Origin of the sequence: uncultured Anaerofustis sp. (assembly GCF_938029165.1) — a bacterium.
In the GTDB taxonomy this organism is placed as follows: domain Bacteria; phylum Bacillota; class Clostridia; order Eubacteriales; family Anaerofustaceae; genus Anaerofustis.
In genome coordinates, this window is record NZ_CALHFB010000030.1 from 118,539 (window position 1) to 130,349 (window position 11,811).

Sequence of the window (11,811 nt, forward strand, 5' to 3'; positions counted from 1 at the left end):
CCCTTTTCTATGACTCTAATATATCATCTATTCTATTAAATATTTCATACACTTCATCTATTTCATTAACATTGTTGATACTGTTCCTAATTTTAGCACTGTTCTTTATACCTTTAATATACCAATATAAGTATTTCCTGAATTCAATCACTTTCTTTTTATCGTTTGAATATTTTAAATGTATTTCAAAATGTTTTCTTGCAGCATCTATTTTATCATGAATAGAATACTCACTTATTTTTTCACCTAAAATGCACTCATTGAACTGAGAAAAAATAAAGGGATCATAATTCGCACCCCTGCCTACCATGACACCGTCAGAACCGGTAAAATCCATTTTTTCTTTTGCCTTAAAATAATTATCCAAATCCCCGTTTGCAATAAGCGGAATGCTTGCTGTCTCTTTAGCTTTTTTTATTCCGTCATAGTCCACTTCTCCGGTAAATACCTGTTCTCTGGTTCTCCCATGAACGGTTATCATATCCGCACCGCCGTCTTCAATAGCTTTTATAATATCCTCGATGATATTTTCGTTAAAACCAAGCCTGACTTTAACACTGACAGGTTTAATTGAAGCCGACTTTACTTCTCTGACTACTTTATTTGCCTTATCCAAATCCTTTAAAAGAGCAGAACCGTCTCCGTTATTAACTATCTTTTTCATCGGACATCCCATATTGATGTCAATAAAATCAAAAGCAGTGTCATTTATATATCGCTTGGTAACTTCTGCCATTATTTCAGGTTCACTCCCAAATATCTGGATACCGGTTACTGCATCACTATGTTCAAGTTCATTAGTTTCCATTAAAGGAAAAGTATTTCTGCTTTTATAATATAAACCTTTGGCACTTACCATTTCACTTATAAAAATCTTACAGCCCATTTCTTTCATAAATAATCTATATGGCAGGGTCGTTACCCCTGCCATAGGTGCCAAGATTGCTTTATTTACCTTTAATAAATCTTCGAAATAATTATTTTTTATTTTTGTCATATATAATTTTTAGTCCTTTTAATGTTAATAATGGGTCAAATACATCTATTACATCTGTTTCCGGATATATTATTTTCCCATATCCGCCGCATGCTACAACTTTTATGCCTTCTGTGTTTAATTCTTCTTTCATTTTCTTTATTACATATTCGACTTGACCGATATATCCATAAACAAGTCCAGCCTGCATACTCGTTATGGTATTGCTGGCAAGTATGCTTTTAGGTTTTTCTATCTCTATTTTAGGAAGTTTTGCGGCACCTTTCCAAAGTGCATCCGCCGAAATTTGAATTCCCGGCGAAGTCACCGCATAGGAAAAGACACCTTCCCTATTTACATAATCATATCTCGTTGCTGTTCCGAAGTTTACTACTATTACCGGACATTTATACAAATTATAAGCAGCAGCCGCATCTACGATCCTATCTGCCCCCACTTCTTTTGGATTATCAGTCCTTACGTTTATACCCGTTTTTATCCCGCTGCCCACCATCAATGGCTCTACACCTATGTATTTCTTTATTGCATTTACAAGGTGATAGTTGACATCAGGAACTACACTTGAAATTATTGCACCTTTAAAATCTTTGATATCGATATTGAAGTGTGCAAAAAAAGTAATGATCAGTGTTCCTATTTCATCACTTGTCCTATCCTGCTTTGTAATATACCTGAACTCATGTATTAACTTATCATCTTTAAATATACCAAGCTGAGTTGTTGTATTACCTACATCTATCACTAAAATCATTTTTTCTCTCCTATTGTTCCGCTTTAATATTAGGATTTTTCTTTATATAAACAGCCATGACTGCAAGGGTAAATATTCCCATTACCGCTGCTTCAATCAACATCGAAGAAGTTATTATACCAATAAGTAAAATTTTGAACGAACTTCCGACTGCCTTTGCAATTTCCGTTCCGTAAAGAAAATATAACATCGGCATTACAAGCGCCGTGTTGGTGATTGCACCAAGTGCACCCGATAAAAATGAAGCAATACTTTTTGTTTTTATGATTTTTTTACTTAGTTTATAAACGTAATATGGAACTACCCCGATAAAGAGCCTTGGTAATACAGATACCAACGGATTTATAAAGTAAGGATCCAATATACCCGCAGGCATTAAAATTGCTTTTGATAAAGAAACAAGTCCCGCAAGTGCTCCCATAAAAGCACCTTTAACCGGACCGTAAATCAAAGATGTAATTACCGTAGGAATAAAACAAAGAATAGCAACAGACGCCATCCCCGCAGGTATCATCCCCGCAGTGTAAGTGAAGAAAATTGTAATCCCGAACATGATACTTAAAAAAGTAAACTCTTTTGTGTCTTTAAATAATCTATTTTTCATAATTAACCTCCGTTCTCACTCCTCATTTACTGTATACAAAGGATGCAAGACGATTTTTTTGTAGTTAAGAACATTATATCATCACCGATTTTATTGTCAATAAGAAAACCTTTTATTGACATCAAAGTAATTTTATAAAATAAAAAAGGAATATTAAATATTCCTTTTAATAAATGTTTATAATTTATACCTCTGCGGCAATTTTACTTTTCTTTTTCACATAAATCTGCATAATCGCAAAAGCGGCAACTCCCATTATAATCGCTTCTATAATCGCTGATGAAGTAAGTATTCCAAGAAGTATGACCTTAAAAGATTTACCAGCAGCCATTACAATATCCTTAGCATAGACTATATATAACATACCCATTGCCAATGTTGTATTAGTAACCGCACCCATAACACCTGCGCATAATGAAGCAATACCAATATTTTTAGATACTTTCTTAACGAATTTATAAACGTAAAAAGGAACTATGCCTATAAAAATTCTCGGAAGAACCGAAACAAGAGGATTTATAAAAAACGGAGATAAGATACCTGACGGCATTGTTATATTTTTAGACATTGCAACCATACCTGCCAATGCACCCATAAAGGCACCTGCCTTAGGTCCGTAAATCAATGAAGTAAGTACTGTCGGGAAAAATGCAAGAACCGCAATAGAAGCCATACCTGTAGGTATCATTCCCACGGTATATGTAAAAAGGATAGTAAGAGCAAACATAATACTTAGAAAAGTAAAAGTGTTTGTGTCTTTAAAAAGTTTATTATTCATTTGTACCTCCGTTCTCGCTCCTATATTTTTTAGTTTTCACCAAAGGATGCAAGACGTAATAACAAAATCATTATAACACTAACTTTTTTATTGTCAATAAAACACTTCACACTTTTCATTTAACAATTATTACATAATAGAACTGTCTTTTTAAATCGAATTTAAAAGTAAAGCAAATAAAATACAAAATTTTTAATGGCTTGTCTGAGATAATAAATATTAAATATAAATAATATATATTTTATAAAGATTATATATAATTTTATAAAAAGAGTATAATAATATGCTCTTTTTGTTTTATTTAATTATAATACTATAATTTTCTTTTCTTGGTTTAGCTTCTTTAATTTTACCTTTTGCATATCCCAATGCTAAAGCTCCCACTCCGACAAGATCATCACTCAGCCCCCATTTATTTAAAAGGTCTCTTCCCTCTTTTGTATTGAACATTTCATATTCCCTGTTGATCCAACAAGTAGATATTCCAAGAGAATTAGCGGCAAGCATCATTGTGCCAATAGCCAAACTCCCGTCTTGCAGATAAGTATTTACATTTTTATCTGCAAGAACTATGATAATAGTTGGAGCACCATAGTATGGATTTAAATCTGTACCCATTATTTCTGCATTCATTTTAACAAGCTTGTCTATGGTTTCCTTGCTTTGAACAGCCACTATCACAGGTGACTGTTTTCCCATACCCGACGGTGCATATTCACCAGCTTTTAATATTAACTTTAAATCATCTTCACATACTTCTTTATCTAAATAACTTCTAACACTTCTTCTCGATAAAATATTATCTATAACTGCATTACTCATTTCCATACCCCCTATTGTATTTATTTATATTATAATCCTCTAATATTAAATTTAAGTGAAACTTATGTAATAAAAAATTATTTTGTTCACAGATCTCATTAATATGTGTTTACAACGAAATAATGTTAAAATACTAAATAGCACGTAAAAAGTGCGTAATTGTATTAAGTCAGTTGGTAGAAGTTAGCTTAAAATTAAAATATAATTTGATTATAAATCAAAAAGGAGAAATAATATGAGTTTTAAAGAACAATTGATACACTTAAGAAATACTAACGGATTATCTCAGGAAGACCTAGCAGAAAAATTAAATGTAACAAGGCAGTCGGTATCAAAATGGGAAGTTGGAGAAACAATGCCTGATACGGATAAGCTTATAAAAATAAGCGAGATTTTTAATGTTAGCACAGATTATCTTTTAAAAGACATTGATAATGTATCAAATAGTAAATCAAAAATTTCAGTAGCATTATCCAAAGAAGTAAATGAAACAATTGAAAATATAAATAAGATGAGTAGATCAAAAAGATATATTATAGGTCTTATATTTATAGGTATCATATTTATAATAATAATTTTCTTAATAAACATAGTAAAATAAAAAAGAGTAATCATTACTCTTTTTTTAATTTATTAACTTATTTATTTCCTTCATCATAATGCTGCTATTAAGAGGCTTTGAGAGATGTCCGTTCATACCCGCTGCTTTTGCGGCATGTATATCTTCCGAAAACACATCTGCTGTCATTGCTAGTATCGGAACCGTTAAAGAATCATTTCTTTTTAACTTTCTTATGATCTTAGTTGCCTCATAACCGTCCATTACAGGCATTTGAATATCCATCAACATCAAATCATAATAATCTTCTTTAGAAGACTTAAACATTTCCACACATTCTTTTCCGTTTGAAGCACATTCAATATTAGCTTTTGTTATGGATAATAGTTCCACTGCAATATCTCTATTTAGTTCATTATCTTCAACCAGTAATATATTTTTATTTTTAAAATCGTAATAATTAGTTTTCTTATCTAAATAATCTTCGTCATTTGTTTTTAAAACATATTTATTGAGTGCCCTGTAAAGCGTTGAACGGAAAAGTGGTTTTGATAAAAATCCATTCACACCTTCAGCTTCATTTTCTATTTCACTCCAGTCATATGCAGAAACGATTAAAATAGGTATATCACCATTTATGGAAGCTCTGATTTTCTTTACTGTTTCTATTCCATCTTGGTCAGGCATCATCCAGTCAAGAATTACTATATCAAAATCTGTTTTTTCGTCATGAGCATTTATTACTTTTTCAACAGCATCCTTACCGCTGTCTACCCATTCTGCATTTGCTCCTAAGGCTTTTAAGTTACTGACTGTATATTCACACATGATATCATCGTCATCAACTACGAGTACATTTGTATTTGGTAAAGTATAGTCTGTTACTTTGTTTTTATCTATTTTAAGAGGAAGAGTCACGATAAATGTTGTTCCCAAACCCACTTTGCTTTTTACTTCAATAGTACCATCCATTATGTCTACTATCTTTTTAGTAATAGCCATCCCAAGTCCGCTGACCTCGGTTTTATCGACTCTTCCGTCTTTTTCACGAGTAAAGGAATCAAAAATATTGTTTAAAAATTCTTTTTTCATTCCCATCCCCGTGTCAGTAAACGTAAATGTCAATTTGGAATAATCCATATCATCAGAATATTCCTCTTCTACATCTACAGTTATACTCCCTTTTTCAGGTGTAAATTTAGTAGCATTAGATAAAATATTAATAAAACATTGACGGAGTCTCAATGCATCAAAGTAAAAATCCTCATGTACTAAATTATGAATTCTGATTGAAAATGACTGTTTTCTCGATTTCACCATTGGCTGAAGTATAGATACTATATTCTCTAACACTTCCGGTAAAGATACAGAATCATTTCTTAAAATCATCTTTCCGCTTTCAATTTTAGACATATCCAAAACATCATTTATAAGTCCAAGTAAATGCTGACCCGATACAGAAATCTTTTTAAGGCAGTCGTTTACTTTATCAGTATTTAAAATATTCATTTGGGCTATCTCAGTCATACCCATGATAGCATTCATCGGTGTTCTGATGTCGTGGGACATACTTGATAGGAACTCTGATTTTGCTTTGTTTGCATTTTCAGCTTCATTTAACGCTTTTTTAAGTTCAACGGATTGTTTTTCAAGTTTTACCTGCATTTCTCTTAAATCCGTTAAATCTGTTACATCTATACAAACAAATAAGTAAATTGGATCTTGTCTGATCCAGTCAATACAATCTCCATTTATTTGCATCCATGTATCTTCATTTTTATTATTTTTAAGTTTTGCCAAAAAACGTATATGTTTACCGACTTCAACTTCTGCTAAATATTTTCTTATTATTTGTCTGTTATAATCAGACATAATATTATAATTTTCATTTTTATAATTAAGTATCTTTTTATTTTTACCTTGTTCATCTAAAAGCTCAAGTTCATTATCATTTTTTATAATACCTTTAAAAATCAATCCGGGTAAATTGTTAGTTGTTATATGCTGAGTTTTTTGAGTTTGAACCAAATCATCTATATTTGTAATTACAGTATAAGATACTTGCTTACCGCTTATTATTTCATCGGTAAAGGTTGCATTCATCCTTACCCATATATGCCCCTTTTTCCCTTTTATAGGAAGACGGGTTATCAAACTATATCCTTTTCTTCCGTTATTGATTGCATCCATTACAGCAGCAGTAAGTTTTGCCAGTTCATCTAAATATCCAAGTTTACTGTAATATATATCCGGACGATTTTTAAATTTTTCTTCATATTCATCTTTAGGATAACCTATTAAATCATAATAATAATCATTAGCCCACACAGTTGTAAAGTATTCATCTAAAAGGTGTTTGCTTACACTCACTTTCATCGTACTCATTAGATTATTATATTCGTCACTTAATGGCAGTGATTTATCTGTTTCATTTATATCATGTTCCATAATATATTTCTCCTATACACGGATAAACATTTAATATTAAAAATAAATTTCAATTAAAGGTGAATACTTATATTAAAATATCTATAGCTTCTGTGTTCATGTATATATAGATTTATTGTAACAAATACTTTAAGATATAGCAAGAAAAGAAATTATTTAATTATTAAATAACAATTATTAGGTGGGTATTGTGAACAGAGCTTTTTATGAAATGATTTATGAATATTATTCCACACAAATATTATTTGGACATATAAAATATGGAGAAAAACTACCTTCAATCGAACACCTATGTTATAAATTCCAGGTAGCACCCCAAACCATAAGAAATATGCTATATAAACTAAAAAAAAATGGATTTATAGAAATTTCATCGGGCAAGAAGGCAACTGTAGTATATAAAACTTCAAATGATGAGGTTATAAATTATATAAACGATTATTACGTAAAAAGAATTGAAGCAATAAGGGATATAAATGAAATCGCTCCTTTAATGATACATCCTATGCTAAAAAAAGCATACCTATTATTAGATAAAGAAGACATGAACATTTTATATAATTCAATTAAAAATACTGATCCTAAGGATACTTATTTATCTTTTACTATGGGAAGTGCTATACTTGAAAAACTTAATAATAAATTAGCTATGAATTTATTTAATGAAATAATTTTATTTTATAAATTCCCTTATTTTGATGATAAAAACGATCATTTTAATACATACACTAAAGATAATAATATAAATATTTTAGAAAGAAAAAGTTATAAAGAGGCTATTAAAAATATATTAATAAGTTGTAAAAACCATAAAGCAAACGATTTTTTAAATAATTATTTAATTTTTGAAGATATACTACTTACAGATATAAAAAAATATATTAAATATCCTGATAAAAAATCGTTAACACCTGAAAAACAGATTCCGTTTATTTGGCATGTATTTCGTGACAGACCTCAAAAATGTTATTCTATAGCCGAACATATCATCGGCGGGATTTATTATGGAGATTATAAAATGAATTCTTTCTTACCTTCTTTTACAAAAATGGAAGAAAAGTATAAGGTTTCATTTAGTACAATAAGAAGGACAATAAATCTTTTAAGCACATTGGGAATAGTAAAAACGATTCCGAGAAAAGGCACAATAGTAAGTATAGAAAATATAAACATAGAAAATTTCAATAATAAGACTATAAACAAAAATATAAAACTTGGATATGAAAGTCTGGAAATATTAAAACTTAATGCATATGAAATGAACGAAATTATTTTTTCAAAATTTTCTAATGATGATTTCGATAAAATAAAGGAAAAAATTATATCTTTAGATAATAAAAAATCATTGGATATAATATTTGCTTATTTGGAATGTATTATATTATTAACAAAATCAAAATTTATTAAAATGGTATATTCTCGTTATTTTGCACTAATCCTTTGGATATATCCTATAAATCTTATATATAATGAAAAAAATATGAACGACATTCAAGACATTTTAAATATATTAAACAGCAGAAATGCTGATGAATTTTCAATAATAATGATTAAACTGATAAAAAATGTCCAAGATATTACAAAATCTGTGCTACAAAAAAAAGAGTAAGTCATACTCTTTTTTTGTTATTATTTTTTACTTCAACTTCTTCAATAAACATAAGTATAAAAACTGCTATTAGACCAATCAGAGAAAATAATACTGCTTTAACAAAGAACAAATGCGTAAGTAAACTTCCTATTAGTGCTCCGACTATAAAAAATAGTATTATCCCATAATACTGTAGACTATTTTTAAGTATTCTTTTATCTTTTGTTTGCTTGTAGTTATATAAATGTTCCGTAGCACTTCTTAAATTTCCTGTGCACATAGTAGTAGCATAAGCATTACCGTTGACTTTCCTAAAGCTTTCAACTTGAAGCGAACATACAAAAGATATCAATATATTACTTAACATATCAAATCTTCCCGAAGGAATAAAACCTACTATTAAAAGAGTAACAATTTCTATTATGATTACAATTTGTCTCCAGTGAATGTTCTCATTATATTTATGTCTTTTCTTTATCATCTCTGCGCCTATAATACCTACAAAAAATGCAATAATAGGAAGCAGATAAAAAGCAGCTTCTTTAAATTCCCCTTCTGCAAAATTCACCCCGAGAAGTACTATATTACCGGTTTGAGCATTGGCAAATACTTTACCTCTTGAGATATAAGTATATGCATCTAAAAATCCTCCTACAATGGCGAGGATCATACCTATTATATAAGTCTCCGACATTTGTTTTTTTCTGGTCATAATCATCCTCTATAAGTATTCTATTTATGATATGTCTCATTATTATTTATTTTAAAACATCTATATATCTGCTCTAGGAGCATAACTCTGAATAACTGATGGGGAAAAGTCATTAATGAAAACGACATTTTTTTATTAGCTATTTTCAGAACATCTTCGCTAAGCCCCAGGCTTCCGCCGATTATAAACGTAAAATCGCTTTTGCCGGATACACTTAAACTATTAAGTTCTTTTGCAAAATCTGTGGAAGTGAATTGTTTACCCTTTATATCCATGGCAAAAATATAAGAATTTTTAGGTATTTTATTTATAATACTCTCCCCTTCCTTATTTTTTGCTATTTTATCCAACGATTCACTGCCCGTCAACTTTTCATCATTTAGCTCTATAATTTTTATTTTAGCAAACCTTGATATTCTCTTTAAGTATTCACTCTGTGCTTCTTTAAGATATTTTTCTTTTAATTTCCCTACGCATATTATATTAACATTCATCTTTTTTCTTCCACAAAATCTTAATCAAAGTATAAATTTCATTATCATCATTACATATTTTAACATTTGTGTAATGCTGTTCATCTTTTACTTCATCTTTTGTATATACATATGGTTCATCATCAATAGTGATTTGCTTTTTATATGTAAGCTGGATCTTATAAGGGATATATTTTTCCAATACTTTCTTATCGATATAATCATAAAAATATGAAAAGTATAATGTATTATTAACATGATTATTTATATCAAGATCCGATCTTCTTATTTGTAAAGGCTTCTTTTCTACATCACTAAACAACTTATCATCTATGCTGTCTACTTCAAATCCTTTTCCCTTTTCTATTTTATGAAGGTCATATACCTCTGCAATTTCTTCGGTTACTTTTTTTATCTTAAAAGTATCTTTTTCAACAAGCAGCCATCTTGTCTTTGCCTCTATTAAAACATTATCATTTTCGTCTTTTAAGAAAAACATTCTATTCCCATAAAATCTATTAAAAGAATAAGGATATGTTTCTATTTTTACACTATCTCCGATTTTTCCATACTTATAAATATTCATATCATAATTTAATAATATCCAAGTAAAATCATTGGTCCTCTCAATTCCCAGTACTTCGTCCTGCCTTAAAAATATATCCTGAAACCATCTTGCGGCTTCCATCGGCTTTAACATATTATTATTATCTACATTTGAATATTTGATTCTGTGATTTTCTGTTATATATGATTTTAAGTTTTCCATTTTAGCTCCTAATACTCTATTAAACTTCTTTGAAATTACATTATACTACGTCTTGTTAATTTTTCAAATTATATAAATACACTTTATTGTCTTTAAACCCTCGTTATGGTAAAATTTTTCCCGGAAGGAATTACATATATGGATGATTTGATTTTTAGTTTAAATGCAACTTTACCGATTTTTTTTACTATGGTGGTCGGTGTAATATTAAAAAAATTTGATATATTCAATGATAACTTTTTATCTTCTTTAAATAAATTTGTTTTTACCGTAGCGCTTCCAATCCTATTATTTCAAGATATAAGCTCGACGGATTTTATAAAAAATTGGGATACCAAATTTGTAATATTTTGCTTTATTGTTACTTTGATCTCAGTATTGATATCTTATCTGGTTTCTATATTTTTAAAAGATAAATCGATACAAGGAGAGTTTGTGCAGGCTTCATACAGAAGTTCCGCTTCTATTATAGGAATAGCATTTGTACAAAATATATATGGAAATATAAGTGTTGCCCCTCTTATGATAATAGGCGCTGTTCCGTTATATAATATAGTAGCTGTAGTAGTGCTTTCTTTTCTAAAGCCGGAAAAAGATAAGCTTAACATAGAAACAATAAAATACACAATTAAAGATATAAAAACAAATCCTATAATACTTGGAATTATTATAGGCATGGTATGGTCTGTTTTAAAAATACCAAAGCCTATTATTTTAGATAAAACCTTGGTCAATCTCGCAAATTTAGCAACACCTTTGGGACTAATAGTAATCGGAGCGAGCTTTGATTTCAATAAGGCATTTAAGAATATAAAACCTGCACTAATGTGTACTATTCTTAAATTGATAATATTTTGTGCACTATTCATTCCGCCGGCAGTATTCATTGGATACAGAAACGAATATCTTGTAAATATATTAGTCATGCTCGGCTCAGCGACGACCGTAAGCTGTTACATAATGGCTAAAAACATGGGACATAAAGGAATATTAACCTCGAGCACTGTTATGCTTACTACAATGCTTAGTTCTTTCACTTTGACAGGATGGCTGTTTATTTTAAAAAGCTTGGGACTTATATAATGTTTCACGTGAAACAAATAAAAAAAAGAGACTATATAGTCTCTTTTAATTTGCACTTTACACTTTTATTAAATTTAGCTCTTGATAAAGTAACTATCCTTTTGCACTGGATACATTCAAGTTTAACATCAGAGCCTATCCTTATTATTCCCCATTTATTGCTCCCGCATGGGTGTCCTTTTTTCATCATCACAATGTCATTTACTTCATAATTTTCCAAAATA

Annotated in this window: 13 protein-coding genes; 3 read left to right on the forward strand and 10 right to left on the reverse strand. The window is 29.7% G+C overall.

Annotated elements, in window-relative coordinates; genetic code table 11:
• Positions 1-7: 7 nt before the first annotated feature.
• The 5 genes from dusB to Q0516_RS03590 form a co-directional block, all read right to left on the reverse strand.
• Positions 8-997 carry a tRNA dihydrouridine synthase DusB gene (gene dusB, locus Q0516_RS03570; protein WP_294466002.1) on the reverse strand — a complete coding sequence of 330 codons (990 nt, stop codon included), beginning with the start codon at positions 995-997 and terminating at the stop codon, positions 8-10.
• On the reverse strand, positions 978-1,748 hold the full coding sequence (locus Q0516_RS03575) for a type III pantothenate kinase (RefSeq protein ID WP_294466004.1): 771 nt from the start codon (positions 1,746-1,748) through the stop codon (positions 978-980). The genes dusB and Q0516_RS03575 overlap by 20 nt, the downstream gene beginning before the upstream one ends.
• A gap of 10 nt (positions 1,749-1,758) precedes the next feature.
• Positions 1,759-2,352: an ECF transporter S component gene (locus Q0516_RS03580; RefSeq protein WP_294466006.1), complete on the reverse strand. Its 594-nt coding sequence runs from the start codon at positions 2,350-2,352 to the stop codon at positions 1,759-1,761.
• Positions 2,353-2,536: 184 nt separating this feature from the next.
• On the reverse strand, positions 2,537-3,130 hold the full coding sequence (locus tag Q0516_RS03585) for an ECF transporter S component (RefSeq protein ID WP_294466008.1): 594 nt from the start codon (positions 3,128-3,130) through the stop codon (positions 2,537-2,539).
• Positions 3,131-3,427: 297 nt separating this feature from the next.
• Positions 3,428-3,952, reverse strand: coding sequence for a nitroreductase (locus Q0516_RS03590; protein ID WP_294466010.1), 525 nt, complete (start codon positions 3,950-3,952; stop codon positions 3,428-3,430).
• A 235-nt stretch (positions 3,953-4,187) separates the two neighbouring features.
• On the opposite strand from Q0516_RS03590, the gene Q0516_RS03595 reads away from it, so the two are divergent.
• A complete protein-coding gene (locus Q0516_RS03595) occupies positions 4,188-4,553 on the forward strand; it encodes a helix-turn-helix transcriptional regulator (protein WP_294466014.1) in 366 nt (121 codons plus the stop codon).
• 24 nt (positions 4,554-4,577) lie between these two features.
• Here Q0516_RS03595 and Q0516_RS03600 read toward each other — a convergent pair whose 3' ends face one another.
• Entirely contained in the window at positions 4,578-6,959 is a 2,382-nt protein-coding gene (locus Q0516_RS03600; RefSeq protein ID WP_294466018.1) for a response regulator, read from the reverse strand.
• 190 nt (positions 6,960-7,149) lie between these two features.
• On the opposite strand from Q0516_RS03600, the gene Q0516_RS03605 reads away from it, so the two are divergent.
• The gene (locus Q0516_RS03605; RefSeq protein ID WP_257480101.1) at positions 7,150-8,568 is read left to right on the forward strand and encodes a GntR family transcriptional regulator; all 1,419 of its coding nucleotides are present in this window, start codon (positions 7,150-7,152) and stop codon (positions 8,566-8,568) included.
• A gap of 1 nt (position 8,569) precedes the next feature.
• On the opposite strand, the gene Q0516_RS03610 is transcribed toward Q0516_RS03605, so the two are convergent.
• Genes Q0516_RS03610 through Q0516_RS03620 form a run of 3 tightly spaced genes read right to left on the reverse strand, consistent with a single transcriptional unit; the run spans position 8,570 to position 10,504 of the window.
• Positions 8,570-9,262 carry a YoaK family protein gene (locus tag Q0516_RS03610; protein WP_294466027.1) on the reverse strand — a complete coding sequence of 231 codons (693 nt, stop codon included), beginning with the start codon at positions 9,260-9,262 and terminating at the stop codon, positions 8,570-8,572.
• Between the two features lie 20 nt (positions 9,263-9,282).
• The gene (rlmH, locus tag Q0516_RS03615) at positions 9,283-9,756 is read right to left on the reverse strand and encodes a 23S rRNA (pseudouridine(1915)-N(3))-methyltransferase RlmH (RefSeq protein WP_257480103.1); all 474 of its coding nucleotides are present in this window, start codon (positions 9,754-9,756) and stop codon (positions 9,283-9,285) included.
• Positions 9,746-10,504: an acyl-ACP thioesterase domain-containing protein gene (locus Q0516_RS03620; protein WP_294466030.1), complete on the reverse strand. Its 759-nt coding sequence runs from the start codon at positions 10,502-10,504 to the stop codon at positions 9,746-9,748. The genes rlmH and Q0516_RS03620 overlap by 11 nt, the downstream gene beginning before the upstream one ends.
• Positions 10,505-10,642: 138 nt before the next feature.
• Between Q0516_RS03620 and Q0516_RS03625 the strand changes: the two genes are divergently transcribed.
• Positions 10,643-11,587: an AEC family transporter gene (locus Q0516_RS03625; RefSeq protein ID WP_294466038.1), complete on the forward strand. Its 945-nt coding sequence runs from the start codon at positions 10,643-10,645 to the stop codon at positions 11,585-11,587.
• Between the two features lie 31 nt (positions 11,588-11,618).
• On the opposite strand, the gene Q0516_RS03630 is transcribed toward Q0516_RS03625, so the two are convergent.
• Complete coding sequence (locus tag Q0516_RS03630) at positions 11,619-11,810, reverse strand: DUF951 domain-containing protein (RefSeq protein WP_257480219.1); 192 nt, start codon at positions 11,808-11,810, stop codon at positions 11,619-11,621.
• Between the last annotated feature and the right edge of the window lies 1 nt (position 11,811).

Bases quoted from the DNA above. Each gene is read 5' to 3' on its own strand.
- Q0516_RS03590 (WP_294466010.1), bottom strand. From the start codon at position 3,952: ATGAGTAATGCAGTTATAGATAATATTTTATCGAGAAGAAGTGTTAGA.
- Q0516_RS03600 (WP_294466018.1), bottom strand. From the start codon at position 6,959: ATGGAACATGATATAAATGAAACAGATAAATCACTGCCATTAAGTGAC.
- Q0516_RS03580 (WP_294466006.1), bottom strand. From the start codon at position 2,352: ATGAAAAATAGATTATTTAAAGACACAAAAGAGTTTACTTTTTTAAGT.
- Q0516_RS03595 (WP_294466014.1), top strand. From the start codon at position 4,188: ATGAGTTTTAAAGAACAATTGATACACTTAAGAAATACTAACGGATTA.
- Q0516_RS03610 (WP_294466027.1), bottom strand. From the start codon at position 9,262: ATGACCAGAAAAAAACAAATGTCGGAGACTTATATAATAGGTATGATC.
- Q0516_RS03575 (WP_294466004.1), bottom strand. From the start codon at position 1,748: ATGATTTTAGTGATAGATGTAGGTAATACAACAACTCAGCTTGGTATA.
- dusB (WP_294466002.1), bottom strand. From the start codon at position 997: ATGACAAAAATAAAAAATAATTATTTCGAAGATTTATTAAAGGTAAAT.
- Q0516_RS03620 (WP_294466030.1), bottom strand. From the start codon at position 10,504: ATGGAAAACTTAAAATCATATATAACAGAAAATCACAGAATCAAATAT.
- Q0516_RS03585 (WP_294466008.1), bottom strand. From the start codon at position 3,130: ATGAATAATAAACTTTTTAAAGACACAAACACTTTTACTTTTCTAAGT.
- rlmH (WP_257480103.1), bottom strand. From the start codon at position 9,756: ATGAATGTTAATATAATATGCGTAGGGAAATTAAAAGAAAAATATCTT.
- Q0516_RS03625 (WP_294466038.1), top strand. From the start codon at position 10,643: ATGGATGATTTGATTTTTAGTTTAAATGCAACTTTACCGATTTTTTTT.